Annotated in this window: 16 protein-coding genes; 5 read left to right on the top strand and 11 right to left on the bottom strand. The window is 49.3% G+C overall.

Annotated elements, in window-relative coordinates; genetic code table 11:
- Nucleotides 1-11 precede the first annotated feature (11 nt).
- The 8 genes from A1355_RS02410 to A1355_RS02375 all read right to left on the bottom strand — a co-directional run bounded on the left by A1355_RS02410 (nt 12) and on the right by A1355_RS02375 (nt 8,741).
- Complete coding sequence (locus A1355_RS02410; protein WP_064024627.1) at nt 12-302, bottom strand: nucleotidyltransferase family protein; 291 nt, start codon at nt 300-302, stop codon at nt 12-14.
- Nucleotides 303-732: 430 nt separating this feature from the next.
- Nucleotides 733-2,154 carry a mechanosensitive ion channel domain-containing protein gene (locus A1355_RS02405; protein WP_064024624.1) on the bottom strand — a complete coding sequence of 474 codons (1,422 nt, stop codon included), beginning with the start codon at nt 2,152-2,154 and terminating at the stop codon, nt 733-735.
- A gap of 93 nt (nt 2,155-2,247) precedes the next feature.
- Nucleotides 2,248-3,606, bottom strand: a complete 1,359-nt coding sequence (locus tag A1355_RS02400; protein WP_064024622.1) for an alginate export family protein — start codon at nt 3,604-3,606, stop codon at nt 2,248-2,250.
- 44 nt (nt 3,607-3,650) lie between these two features.
- Nucleotides 3,651-5,528 (bottom strand): amidohydrolase, encoded by a 1,878-nt coding sequence (locus tag A1355_RS02395; protein WP_064024620.1) that lies wholly within the window; start codon nt 5,526-5,528, stop codon nt 3,651-3,653.
- A 57-nt stretch (nt 5,529-5,585) separates the two neighbouring features.
- Nucleotides 5,586-6,251 (bottom strand): hydrolase, encoded by a 666-nt coding sequence (locus A1355_RS02390; protein ID WP_020485644.1) that lies wholly within the window; start codon nt 6,249-6,251, stop codon nt 5,586-5,588.
- 250 nt (nt 6,252-6,501) lie between these two features.
- The gene (locus A1355_RS02385; RefSeq protein WP_082885310.1) at nt 6,502-7,326 is read right to left on the bottom strand and encodes a helix-turn-helix transcriptional regulator; all 825 of its coding nucleotides are present in this window, start codon (nt 7,324-7,326) and stop codon (nt 6,502-6,504) included.
- Nucleotides 7,327-7,436: 110 nt separating this feature from the next.
- The gene (locus A1355_RS02380) at nt 7,437-8,015 is read right to left on the bottom strand and encodes an antibiotic biosynthesis monooxygenase (RefSeq protein WP_064024616.1); all 579 of its coding nucleotides are present in this window, start codon (nt 8,013-8,015) and stop codon (nt 7,437-7,439) included.
- A gap of 6 nt (nt 8,016-8,021) precedes the next feature.
- The gene (locus tag A1355_RS02375) at nt 8,022-8,741 is read right to left on the bottom strand and encodes a pirin family protein (RefSeq protein WP_064024615.1); all 720 of its coding nucleotides are present in this window, start codon (nt 8,739-8,741) and stop codon (nt 8,022-8,024) included.
- On the opposite strand from A1355_RS02375, the gene A1355_RS02370 reads away from it, so the two are divergent.
- Complete coding sequence (locus tag A1355_RS02370) at nt 8,718-9,797, top strand: LysR family transcriptional regulator (protein WP_231883527.1); 1,080 nt, start codon at nt 8,718-8,720, stop codon at nt 9,795-9,797. The genes A1355_RS02375 and A1355_RS02370 overlap by 24 nt on opposite strands.
- 365 nt (nt 9,798-10,162) lie before the next feature.
- Here A1355_RS02370 and A1355_RS02365 read toward each other — a convergent pair whose 3' ends face one another.
- Together A1355_RS02365 and A1355_RS02360 are read right to left on the bottom strand one after the other, a co-directional pair.
- Nucleotides 10,163-12,499, bottom strand: a complete 2,337-nt coding sequence (locus tag A1355_RS02365; RefSeq protein ID WP_231883526.1) for a S8 family peptidase — start codon at nt 12,497-12,499, stop codon at nt 10,163-10,165.
- Between the two features lie 6 nt (nt 12,500-12,505).
- The gene (locus A1355_RS02360; protein WP_064024611.1) at nt 12,506-13,504 is read right to left on the bottom strand and encodes an AAA family ATPase; all 999 of its coding nucleotides are present in this window, start codon (nt 13,502-13,504) and stop codon (nt 12,506-12,508) included.
- A 465-nt stretch (nt 13,505-13,969) separates the two neighbouring features.
- Between A1355_RS02360 and A1355_RS02355 the strand changes: the two genes are divergently transcribed.
- From A1355_RS02355 to A1355_RS24265, 4 genes are all read left to right on the top strand, one after another.
- The gene (locus A1355_RS02355) at nt 13,970-15,019 is read left to right on the top strand and encodes a hypothetical protein (RefSeq protein ID WP_064024609.1); all 1,050 of its coding nucleotides are present in this window, start codon (nt 13,970-13,972) and stop codon (nt 15,017-15,019) included.
- A gap of 175 nt (nt 15,020-15,194) precedes the next feature.
- Nucleotides 15,195-15,752: an NYN domain-containing protein gene (locus A1355_RS02350; RefSeq protein ID WP_064024607.1), complete on the top strand. Its 558-nt coding sequence runs from the start codon at nt 15,195-15,197 to the stop codon at nt 15,750-15,752.
- A gap of 253 nt (nt 15,753-16,005) precedes the next feature.
- Nucleotides 16,006-16,410, top strand: a complete 405-nt coding sequence (locus A1355_RS02340; RefSeq protein ID WP_157197708.1) for a hypothetical protein — start codon at nt 16,006-16,008, stop codon at nt 16,408-16,410.
- The gene (locus A1355_RS24265; RefSeq protein WP_082885309.1) at nt 16,407-17,726 is read left to right on the top strand and encodes a ThiF family adenylyltransferase; all 1,320 of its coding nucleotides are present in this window, start codon (nt 16,407-16,409) and stop codon (nt 17,724-17,726) included. The genes A1355_RS02340 and A1355_RS24265 overlap by 4 nt, the downstream gene beginning before the upstream one ends.
- A gap of 321 nt (nt 17,727-18,047) precedes the next feature.
- Here the strand turns inward: A1355_RS24265 and A1355_RS02330 are convergent.
- On the bottom strand, nt 18,048-18,704 hold a 657-nt coding region (locus A1355_RS02330; protein ID WP_064024599.1), incomplete at its 5' end, for a BglII/BstYI family type II restriction endonuclease.

The following is an 18,704-nucleotide window of genomic DNA, read 5'->3' as shown; positions in this document are numbered from 1 at the left end:
TAATTTGACTGTCATACGGGTTGAGCTTCGGCCAATATTCGATCGCGGAACTTGGCTGGCAGATCGCCGGGAGTCAGCAGATCGACCGGGACTGCCAGCAAATCCTCTAGTTCAAGTTGCAAACCGCCGAGATCGAACAAGGTCGCTCCTGGCAGCGTATCCACCAACAAATCAAGATCACTGCCGTCGCGGTCGGTGCCGTACAGCACCGATCCGAAAACACGCGGATTGGCCGCTCGAAACCGGCCAACGATCTGGCTTATCGCCATGCGTTTGGATTCGAGCGCTTCCGATGGTTTCATGATTTTCAACCGACAATTGTCAGATCTCATAATTTCTGAAAAATCAACTCACATAAAAATCAACAAGTTGCATAAATTATGAGATTTCCATTTTTTTAAAAAGTCTCATGTTTAAAGGTTAAAACCTAACAAAATCTCATAATTTGTGATGGCGGGAATTTACCCCCATTGAATTCAATAGCTTACAGGACTAGCAAAACGGATTTTGAACACACTAAAGTTGTACTTATAGTGACATTCAATCGAGATCAAGCCTTGCCACTCATAGGAGTTTCTCTCTTTCAGATTCTGGTCAGCCAACCTCCAGAAGATCCCAGGCGCGCTCATCCTCTTAAACCTGTTCTATCCGGCGCGAGGGATAAGGCATATTGCATGATCCTAGCCCCAGCAACAACCGAGATTACGGCTTGTCTGCAAAAAATGAAAGAGATCAATTCCCCCACAGCTTCATTAGCCGGCTTTTTAGCCATGTGACCGGATTATTGTCGAATTCTTCGGGGAGCAAACCCATTTTTTTCAACGACGATTGACAGAGTTGAATGTATTCCTGCCGCTTCAGCATTTCTTCGCTAACCGCGGCCTTGATTTGCGGATAACGGCTTAACAGGTCCGCAAAGCAATCCTCGGGTATTGTAAATAAAACAACTTCGCCGACGGCGCGCATCGATGTCGGATAGGGAATCTTCAAAAGCAAGGGCAGTTCGCCGAAAAAATCGCGATGTTGCAGGCTAAACAAGCGTTGACTGACTTTCTCGTTCTCGAATATCGCATCGACCTCGCCTTTGAGCATGACGCAGAAAAATGGAAAGTATTCGTCCTGTTTAACCAAAATGTCGCCAGGATTGAAATAACGCGGCGAGCCCTTTTCAATCAGCTCGCGTATTTCCAGTTCATCGAAATACTGAAAATAAGGTAGCTCAATGAGAGCATTGTGTATGGACGGCATGCTTGCCACTTCCGGCGAACCGTTGATCAGATTGGCGGCCGCATCCGTGGCCGGGTAAAGGTTCCGGTTATTCGTCGGATGATAGGGAATTTTAATAGCATGCAGTCGAAATAAGTACTCAATCCGAAAGTTTAACGCGCTTCTGATCAGACTACGTTGATCGATATGATCCGTCCAAACCCAAAGTTCGAAATTCAACCCGATATCGCCAAACCCTTGAAGCAAGGCTTTAGGTGCCGGATCGCTTAATACGTTGGGTTCCTGGCCGGCGGCTTTCAATAACAACTCGGTCACCAATACCAGATTGCTCTGGTGTTCGACGACAACCGGAATTTCAACCCGCCCACGCTGGGCTTGATACCCCCATTTTTCCACGATATTGTTGGTGAGCTGAACATTGGGAATGATCAGTTCCGAACCTTGGAACGACGTAATCACGGTCGAGCGCAGAAAAATATCCCGGATGCGTCCTTCGCCACCGGCAAAATAAATAAGATCGCCCACTTTTAGTTTGCGTTCGCTCATCAGGGTAATGCCGCTCGCGATATTCTTGGTGATGTCTTGCAAGCCAAAACCGACCGCGACTCCCAGGCCGCCGAAAATGAGCGCCAGTGTCTCGAAGTTGATGCCCATGACTTGCATGATCGCTACGATACCAACCGCCAACAGCGTAAAGCCGGCGAGATTGGCGATCAGTTTGCGATCGCCTTCGTTGACAACCAGGCCGACCAACAAGCGCGTATTCAGGATATGGCGTATCCAGCGGACGACCAACAGCATCAACCCTAAACACAACGTGAATTTAGCCAACCAAATGACATTGACCGATTGCGTACCCAGCGTAAATATTGGCGTTTCTAAGATTAGGAATGGTTGGGTTAGCAAGGCGGATGAATCGATAGCCATAAATTAACTTAGTCGTAAAAACCGGAAAAATTTCCCCGATTATGGGGCAAACTCGCCGGCAATTGCATCAACCAACTGCAACGGAACCCGTTTTTAGAATACCGCGTTGAATTGGGTACGGACGTAGTCGGTATCCCGTCCTCCCGCTTCGGTAATCACCTGTTCCGCAAAAAAATGGCTGTAACTAAAACCAAGCGAAAAATGCTTATCGATTTCCCACTCTATATTGGTGGAAAGGGCTTGGGTGACAAATCGACCATTAGCGCCTAGCGTCTGTTCCAACGGATTAAGTCCACGTGCATAAACCGCATCGTTGTTTGACAAGCGCCAGTAAAAATTCCAATCAACGGACAGCCGGATGCCCGGCAGTGGCTGCAAGGAGAGATTCGGCATCACATTAAAAAAATTCTGCGGCGCCAATATTGCCGCTTCCTCAAAATACGACAGATTGGGATATAAGGGATTAAAGGTATTCAACTGCCGGTCTTTTGCATTCCTGTCGCCACTGGCAATATTGGCGCTTAAACCCAAGCGCGGTCGCCAGCTTGGGGTGGCAAAGGTATAGCCGGTGTTGGATGCCGCTGTCCAGGCATTGATAGTCAACGGTCCGAAGCTGCCGAGTTGATAAATGCCTTCAAAATTCCAATCCCAGCCGAACCGCTTGCCGAACACCCGGCTGCCGAACGAATGGCGGGATTCATCGGCGGCGGTGTTTTGATAATGGGCGTCTTTGCGCTGCAGGCCTATGTAATAGATCTCGACATCGGTTGGCTTAAACGACCATTTGCTGTTCAGCCCCCAGAGTTTTTCTTGGGTATTTCCCCGATCGTCGAAACTCGCCGGTGTTATCGCCACTTCTTCAAAACCGAACGCATCCAGGTCCAGACTGTCGTTTTTTAGCGAGAGTCGCACGCCATCGAATGCCCGCCGCACATTTTGGCCTTCACGTACGCTGATCAAACGGGACGAACCCAGCGCAAACTCTTGTCTCCCCACTCGAGCGGTCAAGGCTTGAAAATGTAAGTCGATAAAACCCTGCTGTAAATCCGCGCTATCGTTATCCAAAGGCCCTTTCGGCAGCCCCAGATCATTGGACAGATAGCTGGCCAATTGCACAAAGGCCCTGACATGTTCGGTGGCACGCAGATCGGCGTGCAGCAAAAAGCGATGCAAAAATTGCTGGCCGTCGGCGTGTGTTTTCAGTCCGAACAAATCGTTGTCGTAGCTATTGAAACGTTCCCGAAAATTTCCGCCCAAGGATAAATACACGTCCTCGCGGTCGGCGGTCAGCGGCAGGTATTTGAGCGATTCATAGCTGCTCCGCCGAGTTTGCTGGGCAAGGTATTGGTAATTTTCCTGCCAGCGGTTGCTGTTAAAACCCGGCTCGGACGCTTGCGCGATCCCTGCGGTGCTAACCAGCGATAAGGCCAATGGCATGAGTCCGGGTTTCATTGGCAATGACCTCTTTCGCGTTATCGCATGAAGGCTAGCCGCTATCAGTAGGCAAAACAGCCGCAGCCCAGTGCCCACGGATTGTCAAACTGCGCTTGTTTTCCAGCATTATCCAGCCCCAACCAGCGCGACAGCTTGCCGTCGTGACCTGAATGATGACCGTGAATCGCACAGGTGTGCGCTGCGCATGAAGCGGCCGATAACGCATAATGCGTTTGCGGTGTTTGATGGCCGCCAAAATAGCGCACTGGTGACCAATCGGGACTGGCTGGCGGCAAAGGCGTATCGAACCGGCTGAAATCATCCGCTGCGTAAACGATTCTGCCGCCTACCATGGTCAGCAGCGAGGTAATAGCCTTGATGGTCTCGTCGGCGACGGTCATAAAATCGTGCGATGTCACGATGAGATCGGCATACATGTCTGGCGACAAAGCGCCTTTTACGGCCTCTTCGTTCGATTTATACGCGCTGCCGGCGGTCCACAGACGCAAGGCCTCCTCGCGTTCCAGGCAATTGCTCTCGCCGTAGAGCGGTAACCCGCCAACCGTTCTGCCTGTCACCAGCCAATACAAAGAGACCCAGGGATTAAAACTGGCAACCCGTGTGGCATCGGTGCCGCCGCCAACCGGGATGCCCATTTCCAACATTTTTCGCAGCGGCGGCGTATGCTCGGCTGCCTTTTTACCGTAGCGGTCTACAAAATATTCGCCTTGAAAGGCCATGCGATGCTGTACCGCAATGCCGCCGCCCAACTGCTTGATCCGCGCCAGATTTTTTTCGCTGACGGTTTCGGCATGGTCGAAAAACCAGCGCAAATCGTCGAAACGGGTGTCGCGATCAATCGCCTCGAACACGTCCAGCGCCCGGTCGATGGTTTCGTCGTAAGTAGCATGCAGCCGGAACGGCCAGCGATTCTCCACCAAAAACCGAACCACGTCGCCCAGCTCTTTTTCCATGCTGGCCGCCATGTCCGGGCGGGGTTGCAGAAAATCCTCGAAATCGGCGGCGGAAAACACCAGCATCTCGCCCGCGCCATTCTGGCGAAAGTAACTGTCGCCGCTGTAGGGTTTGACAATGCCGGCCCATTTCTGAAAATCCTCCAGCTCCCCACCCTTGTTTTGGGTAAACAAGTTGTAGGCGATGCGGACGGTCATCTGTCCGTCTGCATGCAGTTTTTCAATCACCTGATAGTCTTCGGGGTAATTTTGAAAACCGCCGCCGGCATCGATGCAACTGGTCACGCCCAAACGATTCAACTCGCGCATGAAATGCCGGGTGGAGTTGATCTGATCGTCCAGAGGCAATTTCGGACCCTTGGCCAAGGTCGAATACAAAATCATCGCATTGGGTTCGGCAATCAACATCCCGGTCGGATTGCCGTTGGCGTCGCGCTGAATTTTGCCGCCCGGCGGATCGGGGGTGTCTTTACCGATGCCGGCGGCACGCAGCGCGGCTCCGTTCAATAACGCCCGATCATAGAGATGCAGGATAAACACCGGCGTATCCGGCGAAACGGCGTTGATTTCCGTCAGAGTCGGCATCCGCCTTTCTTTAAATTGAAACTCACTCCAGCCGCCAACCACCCGCACCCATTGCGGTGCGGGCGTTCTGGCTGCTTGCAGCTGCAGCATGGCCAAGGCATCGGCGATGCTACCGACACCTTCCCAGCGCAGTTCGATGTTGTAATTCAAGCCGCCGCGAATCAAATGCAGGTGCGAGTCGTTCAAGCCCGGCAGGACCCGTTTACCGTGCAAATCAATGGCGACGGTATCGGCGGTCGCCATCACCTGGATCTGTGCATCCGAGCCTAACGCAAGAACTTTGCCGGCGGCGATGGCGATCGCGCTGACCTCCGGCTGAGCAGGATCCAATGTCGTGATTTTGCCATTAAATAAAATGGTCTCCGGGCTAGAAGGATTCATATGCCACGCACCTCATCAACTGAATTTATCAGGAAAACGCATTCAATCCGCCGCCGCTTATTGATTAACTTTGTGCGGATATTTGGCACGTTGCCCATAGTCGTGCACCAGGCTGGCCGCATAGTCGATACCCATGCCGTACGCGCCAAAATGTTCGCGGGCAATATCCGTTGTGCCGACATAGGTTTCTTTACGACTCCAATCGCGTTGCAGTTCCAAGAGTACCTGCAGCGAGGTGATTGACTCCGCCCCATGTTGTTCGGCGCGCCTGATGGCGGCGTTGTGCGCTTCTAGCGAAGTACCGCCCGAGGCATCGGTATTCATGATGACTTCGAAGCCTTCCGCCAGCGCGCAGATGGTTGGGAAGATCAGACAAGCTTCCGTCCATAACGCGGCCATCACCAATTTTTTCCGTCCGGTCTTTTTAACGGCGGCGACGAAGGCCTCGTCTTCCCAGCTATTCATGCTGGAACGTTCGATCGGGTCCTGCTGCAACACATCCATCAACTCGGGCCAAATATAGCCGCTGAATGATTCGGTTTCGACGGCGGTGAGAACGGTAGGAATATTGAACAACTTGGCCGTTTTGGCCATCGCGACAGCATTGTTCTTGAGTAATTGGCGGTCGATATTGGTGACGCCAAAAGCCATTTGTGGTTGATGATCGATAAATATAAACGCACAATTATCGGGGGTAATAAGTTTTTCGGTGGCTGCGCTCATTGATTGCTCCTTTAAACTAGATTGCTTAGGTCAGAATTCACGGACTTGCATTTGACCAAGTTCTAAGACTTGGGTATTGAACAATATTGACTTTTTTCTTAAAAATTAACGTATAAATAAAATGGTTTAATATCTATCCTGTAAACAAAATACAAAGTGAAAAATGGCGGTGTCCGTAGGAAAATTGCTACAAAACCTATGACAGTTTTACCGTACAAATGACAGTAATTCGGCAGGTAAACAATCTCGATTAAACGTTTCGAAATTGGCCCGGTGTTACTCCAACTTTTCTTTTAAACACGCGGTTTAGATGGCTTTGATCGGCAAAACCGCACAATATCGCCACATCGGTTAATGCGAATCCGGTAGCAATAAACTTTTTGGCTTGGATAATTCGATACGCTTGCAGATATTCGTGTGGCGTAATTCCCAAGCATTTTTTAAAATTTCTTAACAGCACAAACGGATTCGATTTAGTGATTTCCGAAAGTTCGTTCAGCGAAATATTTCGATTATAAAAAGTCCGCAAATATTCAACGGATACTTTCACTTTCGAAGGCTTTAATAGTGGCGGGCAACGGTAATGATTACCTGTCACTTGCTGCAAAAACCGATTCACAAACAAAGCCAGACAAGTCGATTGTTCCAGAGCGCATTGGCTGGTTTCTAAAACTCTATGCGTATCGGCAAAGTAATTTCGTAAATACAGGTTATCAATAATCGGATTTTTGAAATCCAATACAAACTTGCTTAACTCGTGTTTTTCGCAATAATCGATCAGTTGCCTAGGACTGATTTTAATTTCGCGACAAATTGCACCGTCCTTATTTATAAAAGCCGATTTCAGGGAGAATATTTGCCCCGCATCGCGCATCACTAAACAATTTGGCGTTTCAAGATAGTTCTGACCATTTTGCCGGCTTTTCCAAACCGCACCGGAAAAACCGATAATGGCAATTTCATCGTGAAAGATTTTTTCCAGTGAAATCGACTGCTCGGGCGTTATATCGAAGCGAGAAAAATGGCAACCTTCAATCTGCCAGTTCAGTATTTTGCTGGAAGGAGTTTGTCCCATAATTCAGTCTGTCCCGTTATTAAAGTGGTTTTAATAGGCTTTGCCAGGATTGCGAAAGCGATTGTCACAATCCGCTGCCGTTGACTTTCGCCCAAGGCATAATCCGGACGCTAACTTTTAAAAAACCATTTCGCGATTAGCCGGACATAGAGCGGCATGATCAAATACACCACCAAACCGACGATAACCAAAGCCAATACACCCTGGCGAATGCCGAATTCCCCCAGCTGGGGATACTTTACAAACAAGGGTTCCATCGCCGGCGGCACATACATCGTCAACGGCCAGATCACCGACGTCGTCACCAGCCATTGCTTCCAACGCCGCGGATGCTTACCCACAGCCGGCGGGGTAAACCAGTAATCGATGCCGGTTTTGATGTCGATCGCTTCTTCGCTGTCCAGAATCCCGGTAATTTCCTGAAGCAACTGCTGGCGTTCCGGAGACCGCTGCCAGAATTCCAAGGCCTGGATTCCGGCAAAGCGCACCACGATCAGATACTCGTTGTGGCCGTCCGGCGGCCGGACAACTTGTACGCCCAAATGCCCCGGAAAGCTCGCCGCGATCGGCATGATTTTGCTTAACCAACGTTCGTATTGCTGAAGGTTGCGCTTACCTTTTTTCAGCCGATGGCGGATGGCGAAAAAAACTTGTTCGTTGTTGGGCGACGTTTGGCTGATTTCGTTCATGGCACACTACCGGCTGGGTTTCTCATGCGGGCGTAAATCAAACACCAACATTTCGGCATTGTGACCCTGTTGTATGTCGATTAGGCGCTCGCCGCGGATGCGGGCGCCATCGCCTGCGTGCAGCACAGTGCCGTTCACGGTCAAGGTGCCGCTTACCAGATGCACGTAAGCATAACGGTTATCCGCGAGCATTAACTGCGCCTGTTCGCCGACATCGAAACAGCCGGCGTAAACCCGCACGTCCTGGTAAACCGACAATGATCCTTCCGCACCGTCCGGCGAAATAATCAGCGCCAGACGGCCTTGTTTTTGCGCGGGGCTAAAATGACTTTGCTGATAGCGCGGCTCGACGCCTTTGCTATTCGGCACCAACCAAATTTGCAGAAAATGCACCAACTCGCTCTGCGAATGATTGAACTCGCTATGAGTCACGCCGGTTCCGGCAGTCATTAACTGAACGTCGCCGGCTTCGATCACCGAGCCGTTGTCCATCGAGTCTTTGTGTGCCAACGCACCGTCGATGACATAGGTAAAAATTTCCATGTCCCGATGCGGATGCGTGCCAAAGCCTTTACCCGGCTGCACAATATCTTCGTTGATCACTAACAAATCCGAAAATCCGCTTTGCTGCGGGTCGTAGTAATTGCCGAAGGAAAAAGTGTGTCTTGAGAATAGCCAGTCGAACTGAGCGCTACCTCGGCGGTGGGCGGGACGAATTTCCAGCATGATCTAGCTCCTTTCAAAAATTTCGAATTAACATTCACTCAGCTTTTGTATGGAATATTGGGGTTTTCAGCGAGTGAAATTAGAATACTCCTGAGTTTTCATTATTTAAAACGAGTTATTTTGCTTTTAATATTCGATTTTTTCGAAAGTGGTTTTGGAGTTCCAATGAAGTTATCGCTGGAAGCTATTCAAATTATCGATGCGATCGACCGCACCGGATCGATGTCGGGCGCGGCGGACCTGCTGCATCGCGTGCCCTCCACCATTTCCTATGCCGTGGGCAAATTGGAAGAACAATTGAATCTGAAGTTATTCGAACGCAATGGCCCCAAGCTTTCGCTGACTCCAGCCGGAAATGCCTTGTTAAACGAAGGGCGTTTGTTATTGCACGCCTTTGGCGATCTCGAATCTCGGCTGTATAAAATCGCGTCGGGATATGAAGCCGAGCTGACCGTAGTGTTTGATTCCCTGATACCCAGCAGGGTGTTTATTAACGATTTGCATGAGTTTAATACCCTGGAATGCGGAACCCGCATTCGCTTCACCACGGAAGTGATGAGTGGGGTATGGGAAGCATTACGTGAGGAACGGGCGGATATCGTCGTTGCCGTCGGCGATTGTCCGAATTGGAGCGGCTATCAAGTCAGGCAGATCGATACGGTGGATTTTGCATTTTGCGTCGCCCCCGTTCACCCGTTGGCTAAGGTGGATCAGCCAATTAAAACCGACATGCTGCATAGACATACCGTCATCGCCGTCGCCGATAGCGCCCGGTCGCTGCCGGCAAAAACAGTAGGTTTATTGTCCGGGCAAAAACGCATTACGGTGCCGAATATCGACACCAAAATCCAATTTCAACGGGCCGGATTGGGCTTTGGCTTTTTACCGCGACGATTAGTTGCCCACGACCTGGAAACCGGATCGTTGATGGAATTGCAGGTTGAGGAAGCGCGTCCGTCGGAACCGGTGTGGCTGGCAATGCGCACTGCACATAAAGGTGAAGCAGCCAATTGGTGGTACCAAACATTAAGCCGGCCGCTGTTAAGCGACGTTTGAAATATCGGCGCATACCATTACCCAGCTTTAGCGTCGGCTTTACCGGTTATCGGAGGCGCTGCAAACTCATTTGGAAATAGTAATGGTCGGCACCGCCCCCTTTGGGTAATTCCGACTGTCAGATCTCATAATTTCTGAAAAATTGACCTTCATAAAAATCAACCAGTTGCATAAATTATGAGATTTTCATTTCTTTACAAAATCTCATAATTAAAGGTTAAAAGCTAACAAATTCTCACAATTTATGAAATGCTGGCCGGCAAGCCACGGCAATAAGTGGACTATGAACAATCAAATTTCAAAGGAAGCTTGTGGCATCAAGGCTCGCATTCGCACAGGGAATAATGCTACTGGAGAGTCAATCATTAACCTCTTGCCCTCGCTCGTTGACGTTGCTGCAAGCGGCTCTGAATTTGGCTGTATAATTTAGCTTGCTGATTCTCTCGATCACGTAAACAAACTACCAGAGAATATTCCTCGGTTGTGTTGGAAATAGCCTCACCCCAAGGATGATCATTTCTGGTAACGACTACAAATAGCTTATCAGTCTTTAATTTGGAATTGCGGTTGAATTGCTTGAATTGCCACATCGCACTTTGAACGGTGCCTTTGCTTCTAAGACTTCTACTGACGGTTGCATTAGGTAACTCTGGGATGTTTTCAAAGTCGTCTTTACTCGTTGCCTTGCTGAACATTTTGACCGCATGATCAAGATCGGATGCAGCAATCAATCGGTAATCCAAACGGGTTGCTTTGTAAGTGACTCGAGTTGATCGAACCAGTGGCGTATGGGCCAGACTGACTACTATTTCACGGATACGTTTGCCTGATGAAACAAAGTCGTCCGGTATCAATAATTCGTAAAAATGATGCCGCTTGTTCTCGATTAAGCCATCGGCAATCAGATTTACTTCATTTTCCAATGATTTGAATAATGCCCGCATATCGACATGACCATAGCCAAGCACTTTTCTGATCAAATTTTGGTCATCAAAAATTTCCGATGAGGCATAGGGTATGGAGGCATGAGTTACCAATAAAGCCCGTATTAAATTGGCGCTGGCTTCCGGATGCTCAGATAGTACTTTCCCTGCTATATGGGCAATATGCGGAGCAGCAAAGCTTGTGCCGCATTTAACGCCGAGTAGGCTACCTTGTGCAAAGTCTAAGCTGGTGGATAATTCGCCTAAACCCTGCTCGATTATGTAGTTGGCACCATTACGAGCGTTCAAGGCCCAGTTACCGCCGAAAGCAACCAACTCAGGCTTTATGGCGCCACCGACAGAAGGTCCGTGACGGGAAAAAGGAGACGGCTGTTCTACTTTGGCTATTGGCAATTCAGCAGGATCGTGACTATTCCGTTGAGCATTTAAGGTAGCCTCCCAGCGAGCCAAACTGCCAACAGTCAGCACATTAAGGGCTGTAGCCGGATCGATGATTGCCCACTCATCGTCGACTAAATACTGAGGATAGCTCTGTTTCCATGCCAGACCATCCTGCTGTTCAGGCAGAACATTTCCAGCCGAAACAATGAATAAAACGCTTAATTCACGTGAAAGTCTGTCCAAGGTGTATGCCAAACCGCGTACATGCCCGCCGAGATAAGGTTTGCGGCTGTCGCCGAACGACAGGTTGAAAACCCGGCAGCTGTATTGATCGGCAAAATAGCGAACGGCAGCCTCAATGTGGTTTTCAATCAAGCCATCATTTTCATTGTTTTTATCCAGAATTCGGCCGCTAAAAAGACGTAATTCCGGAACGAACGAGCCAGCCTCGATTGACTTGGTGAAGTCGCCATAAAGAGCGATACCGGCGACATGCGTACCATGCCCCGTTTCGTCAGCTGCCATGTGGCCGGGTAAAAAGCTTTGTGCATCGCCCACCGCTGATCCCAACAACGGGTGCCCGGTTGCCAACCCACTGTCTAAAACCACAATCCCAGGTGCATTGGGTTGCGGCGAAGAGGGAACGGGGAAGTGCTGAATATCTAAACCGAGATGCCTCAAATTTAGGCCAAAACGCGGCGGTAAATCAACGATCCTTATATCGCGGTGACGTAGCAATTGTTCTGCTTGATTACGATCACAGCGAACACGATAAATGGTCAGGCCTGGTTGTTTAACACTATCAGGAGATTCGATGCCATTTTCTCTTAGCCAGGATTCGAAACGACTCAAAAGCAACTGGCGTTCTTTAGGGTTGTCCTCTATTGGCCAGAGTTCAAGATCAAGATAAAAACTTTCCGTTTCTGGCAATCCTTCCTGCTTTAATGACCAGCCGGTTCTATCGTCTGGAGTCCATCCGCTCATCGCATGCAATGCGTAATAGACTTGTTTGTTGGTGACGGATTCTCCTTTACCTATCGACGCTAATCTAGCTTCGAAAGATTGCAGCGCTGATTGACTAACAAAGGCAACCACGATTTCGTCGTTCTCTTGACTAACGAATTCAATTTCTCTGGAAATCTTTCTCAGTTCGTCGGGGTTGAAGCCTTTCTCTACCTGAAAACGAAACAATTTGCGATCATCAAAACCACCAATGTCCTGACCTGTCTGTTGGATAGTTTTTTGTAGCTGTAAACCGAGAGCTTTAGCATGCGCTGCAGGATCGGCTGGCGGTGGCGGTGGATGATAACTACCTGGTCTCTTTTCGGTGATTGGTTCCTCACGTTGCAACGGCAAATGTGGATAACTTGATATCATGAATAACTATTCCTGTTTAGAAACCCTATTCCTTCTTGCATCTTCTCGGCGGATGGCCGACTGAATGTGGCGTTCGGTTAAAAACTCTTTACCGGATAAAACTTTTTCCTTAATGGCACGACGCAAAACCCGTTCGACATCGGCGTGCGACATTCCTTTGAATAAACCAGAAATTTTGCTGTTGTCGATATCGAATTCCCTGCGTACACCTTTAAGTTTGATCGTTAGTAGACGTCTAAGCTGTTCCAAATTGGGGGCTTCGAAAACTAACACTTCGTCAAAGCGTCGCCAAATTGCAGAATCCAAAATACCTTCATGATTGGTAGCTGCGATTAACAGACTTTTACCGTCATAAGCGTCCAACATTTGTAAAAAAGCATTTACAACGCGTTTTAACTCGCCATGTTCTGCACTGTCGGCACGTTCTTTTGCCAAGGCATCAAACTCGTCAAATAAAACCACCATTGGAACGGCGGCGATAAAGTCGAACACTTTGCGCAGATTTGCAGCAGTCTCACCCAGATAAGAAGAAACAACGCTATCGATTCGGACAATAGCCAAAGGCAAACTCAATTCTGCGGCAACAATTTCTGCCGACAAAGTTTTACCGCAGCCGGGTGGCCCACAGAAAAGTAATCTGTCAGCGGGAAATAAGCCATGCGATTTAAGAGTTTCTACACGATGGTGCTCTTCTAGGATTTCGTCCAACAGAGAACGGTTTTCATCAGACAAAACCACATCATCAATTCGGCGTAAGGGCTCCTTTATCTGCAATAGCGCCAAGCCGCGCTCTTTATCTTCCGGCAGTTTCGAAAATACAAACCGCTTTGCTTGTTCGGAAGAGCTGCGTCGGCCGTAAAGGATTTTTTCCAAGTCGTTGGCCAAAAGATGGTGTTGCTTATCGCGTTCTTCCTGAATAATTTTTTCCGAAACACGACGAAAAGATTCTGAGTCGCCCTCGGAACCTGACTTAATAAGCTGTCTTAATAGTGCTCCGGAAGCCATTTATATACCCTATATTTTCTGACGTGTACCATTCGAATGGTCAAAGCCTAAACGCTTGACTCCATTTTGTCCAACCCCGCCTAGATATTAAGCCTATCCGCGATCAAATGGTCTGTTTAGGAATTACGCTCTAACATCAAAGATTGTTCCGTAAATTTACGTTTCGGGTCGATTTTCCTCATTCGGCTGGGTCAAGGCCCAACGACAACTATCGAAAGTGATGAACTCACAGTACCGGCCAATTGCTGACGACTGCGTATTCATCGTCAGTGACCGCAGTGGAATGGTTACCTTTCTTCCAGCTTAGATAGGGATGCTTGATTGAAAGACCTGACCCTGAAATCCTGAAATCGTTCCTGTGGCGACGACATGCAAAAAAATTTGCTAGCAAACCAATTGCTAGGCCTTACGATAGCCAGCAAAATGCGCCCGTGTTTAACCTAACTCCAAACAGGAGCGCTAATTATGTCCGACCGTCAAATCATCAAAGATGAAGCCCATCCTAGGGCCGACCTTCGACGCGCATTGCAGCGAGAAGCGTTGGAAAACGACAGCTTTTTCCGAATACTCAACAACACTACAGATTCTCAACAACTGGATGCGAAGCAAATCGACGAAGCCTTCAAGTTTGTCGACGCGGAAATTAAACCACAGTACTCTGGAAAGGAAACACTTCTTTATAAAAAAGGCCGATCCAATCGCAACTTCGAAAACGAACGTCGCCGTCTTTGGCAACGAGCTGTGGTTTGTTATCAAATCTACTACAGAGGACGTCTCAAGGCAGAATCGGAATTCGATACCTACCTTCTTGATCACCCAACCGTGAATCAAGAATTCCTAAAATTATTGGAATCCGCTCTGCAAACCCAAGTTGTTCCGGAGCTGAAGAAGCATGAGGCCCCCGGCGATGACTTATACCTTTTGATAAACAACCTGCTCCGAGGCGTAACGGACGATGACTCTATCGAGAATATCGCCAACAGCAGAACAACCCCTCCCCAGACGACGATTTCGATTTTCGGAATGTTCGGCCTTTTGATTCAAGCCGAACGGTACCAAAACCAAGGCCTCCTGCACGAGGCGTATTCATGCTTGCTCGATGTCAATAATCTTATTGGCATGTATGACGGAGCGCGGTACTTAATGGATCGTTTACCCGCGGTAGCAGCCAAGATTCGGGCCAAGGACAATGCGAAGAAAAGTCGTTCCCAAAAAAACATAGTAAAAAGTCGCGCCATTGACTTGTTCTACGAACTACGCCCAAAAACCAAGGACCGAAAGCCACAACTTTGGGAGAGCGCAGACAAAGCGTTCAACAACATTTGGGACAAGCTCGTAGAGGAGGCTATCCAAGAAAGCGGGGATCAAAATACTATCCCCTGCATCTCTGAAGGCACGATTAAATCTCTATGCCAAAAGCTTCATCGATTCGATAAAGACGGTAGAAGTTTGGACATCATGATAATGAGCGCATTAATTGATGATGACGGCGAGGAATGTCGATCAGAGCATTGAGTACGTCGCGCACAGCTTTTTTTTCATAAGAGCCCAGAGCTCGTAATGCAAGGAAGACGCCCGGCGGCTGCAACCGCCGAGCACCCGTTGACCGTCTGCAAACGGTCAACTTTTACCGTGCTACGCCTTGAGCACCAAGGCGTAGTATTTTTCACACACATCGTGAGAGCATATTATGTATCAAGTTACAACAAAAGCTACAAAAATCACTTCCACTGATTGGCAAAATACTAACAGCGCGTTCCAGAAAATCTTGCAGGGCGGCCCATTGCCACGTTGGGGGAGTGTGATAAAGCAGGTTAACGATGACGGCGTGGATATCCTGGAACAGATGATTTTCATCCCCGAACGCGTTCCCGAGAACGACAGTGCCGAGGCGCTAGCGACGGTAACTTTGCAGGCGCGCAACCTCAGCGCCGCATTGCAGCGACAAACAGCGGCGCGCGTGTTCATCTGCCCTGCCAAACGCACGCCGAGCGGTGACTTTAAACAGTCGGACGATCAACGATTGATGATCAAAACGCTGTCAACGTGCTTGCGACTAAAACCCGATTTTTTAACCTTGTTCGCGTCGGACGGTGACTATGCTCCGATGGTTTGGGAGCTGAGGGAATGGGGAATTAGAACCGAAGTGGTCGGACGCAATGTCGCCGGTGAGTTACGAGAAGCCGCTTATCATGTTGTTGACTTAGAAAAATTGTTAGAAGCAATTGCCGCAGAGGAGACAGCATGAGCGCGTTTGAACCTGCAGAGAATGGCTTTTTGAGGCCGCGTCGCTTCGAGCGTCGAACCTATGCGGAAATCGCCGCATCCCTACAGCCTGAGAGGGGGGAGGCAATCTATCACGCCTCTAGTAAAGCGGGTGGAGCCAAGCGCTCTCGACCTTTGCGCGACGGTGAATCCGTGGACTTAAAACCGGGTGACACGCTATCGTTGGGGCCGGCGATTGTGAAGGCGGCTTCTTTGTTTGTCACGAGGTAATGGGTATGTTGACATCAACATCGCTACCCGCCGCATTGAAGCGCGAGTTTGAGGATTTGAAGTCAGCCGGTTTCGGGGGGATTCGTCCCCCCGAGCAAACTGACTGGGGATGGTGTCTTCGGCTAAAAGAGTTGATCCTTCCCGATGGCACTCGCACCGATGCGCTTGTGCTGCTGCCGAAAAATTACCCGCTGAGTTCGCCGATTGGATTTTACTTGAAGGAGAACGCCATACTTGGCACGCTAGATCGCTCCCATCTATTCGAGGGCCGCGCATACCACGGCGCACAGGTGATACCAGGCTGGCGATGGTTCTGTGGCATAGCCGAGGGATGGCGGCCAGGGCGCCACAGTTTGCTCTCCTATGTAAATGTGGTCATGACGCTATTCAATGAGGTGGAAAATCAATGAGTATGCGCAAGTTGGTTTTCACGGAACACCACTGGCAATCATTGCAAAACCGCTTGCTTCCGCATCCGCCCGAGCGCTTTGCGTTCGGGCTGGCTCGCCCACAAAAACGCGGCGGACAACGGATTGATTACGCGGTTGAACATGTCGTTTTTCCCGATTCGACTGATTATATGCGGCAAAGCAGTGGCGGCTTGGCATTATCCCAAGCGGCGGCGGCGCATTTCAATCGGATTTCGGCCGATGCGGCAAAGGATGGTTTGGTTCCTCTGCATATTCATTCCCACCCGCCAGGAGTAAATGATTTCAGCGCTTGCGATGACTCGCATGAGTCAGAGACCAGCAGGTGGCTCAGAGCCCAAAATCAGCCGCTCTTTCTGAGCCTTGTTTTACCCTGCGGGGGTCAACCGCAAGCGCGATTATGGTCTGACGATGCCACGCACCCATGCGCAATCCAAGCCGGGTTACGACCGTTGGGTGCTGCATCGAATGAGCATGAAAACCCGGCGTTATTACGCCAAGCGGCTTTTGGACAGGGGCTTAGGCAAGCAACCAATGAACTACACATTGGTATTGTCGGCCTTGGGGGCGTAGGTATGGCCGTCATCGAGCCACTGGTCAGAGCAGGATTTCAAAACTTCACCCTGGTAGACTTTGACCGTGTGGAAGAAACCAATCTGAATCGGTTGCCTTCGGTTCATCGGCGCGACATAGGCAGGTTCAAGGTCAAAGTAGCGTCTCGGTTGATTGCCCAGGCAGGTAGAAGTGTTGGATCGGCAACCAAAGTAAAGGTCTTTACCGAGGATGTCTACACCGCATCGAGCCGCTGTAAAAGGGCTTTGCAAGCCTGCGATGTAATTTTGGCGCTGACAGACAATCACCTATCAAGGATTGAATGCCTTCAGTTGGCACTGGAGAGTGGTGCGGTCTTTTTGCAAGGCGGCGTTGAAATTCTGCTCGATGAACAGCCAAAGCGTCTGTTGGCCGAAATCTCTGGTGCCGAACTGGGACGCTACTGCCCGATCTGCTCAGGGCGTTTGCATCCTGGCCAAGCTTCGTTGGATGCCAGACGCTATGTAGGCGGTGAGGTTTGGGATCATGCACAGCAAAACGGCTATGTGCCGGATGTGCCTGCACCGTCAGTAATGTCGATCAACAGCCTGGTCGCCGGTACGCTTGTCCTTGAGTTGCAGCGACGTATAGCCGGACTTGGTTCATGGGACTTATGGCAGTGCGATTTCAATAACGGCAGTCTTCACGCGATTGAACGCATCGACGAAACACTGAATGGCGAATGCCACGTTTGCGGAAGAAGCTAGGCGTCTCGGCATTTTTTAGAAGCTCGTTGCTATCGAGCTCGCGTCGATACTGTTGGTGATCGGGTGAATGTTGACTTCAACAAAGTGCGATTGCGCAAGCTAATCGCATTTTGGAACAAAAGCTTATTTGCCTACTCCTGTCACAGCAAATTAAGTTACATCTGTCGGCTCAGGTCCGGAGGTTGCTGGTCTTTTAACTCCTGCTGTTAAAATTTATCTGTAGATGATTCAAGCTTCAGTAATCGGTACGCAAGCACAGATATGTCATATTTCTAAGCGCTTAAAATTGGCTTTATTGCCATGGATCAGGATTTTTGCCCGTCATGTTTGTTCCCAATCGTCAATCAATTTTGGCGTTCTGCCGAATACCAAAACAGGACAACCTTCATGCAATCCTGCATTGAGCCGGTATAGGAGCTTGTTCATCCGGGTTGTACTGGCGCCGTATTTTGCTTTTACGGTTTCAGCGGTTTCCTCGCCCGCTTTATTGAGCTGAGGCACCTTGTTCAAAACGAGATTCAGGTTATCGCTACGTGTCACGATGACCACCGAGCTAATCAGTCCGAATTCGTGGAACGCCCGAAAGGCATGCAAATCCCGGTCGAACTTTTCTTTGGTTGAGTTCCATTCAAAATAGAAGGCAACACGACCTTTTACATAGTCGATTTTATGCCTATCAGTAAAGGCCTCGATCAGCTGAGTTTTAGTGTCAGGGCGTTTCACTTTTTGGACTTTTCCATCAGACAAAACCTGTTCATCGTACTCATGAAGCCTCACTATAAGGTCTCCTTGAATCCGTGATTCGACCCATCCACTAGGGCGTAAAGTACGCGAAAAGTTCTGGGGTATATCGGATTTGTTTCCACCTTGCGTTCCTAAGTCTCGCTTCGTAATACGGAAAGCCAGCAAGGCCGCCTCAATTTCTTTGAGTTCCTCCGGAAAGGAATTAGCCAAAATAGCGTAAGCGATCTTTGAAGG

The sequence above is a fragment of the Methylomonas koyamae genome (genome assembly GCF_001644025.1).
In the GTDB taxonomy this organism is placed as follows: domain Bacteria; phylum Pseudomonadota; class Gammaproteobacteria; order Methylococcales; family Methylomonadaceae; genus Methylomonas; species Methylomonas koyamae_A.
This window is presented reverse-complemented; position numbering and strand designations above follow the sequence as displayed.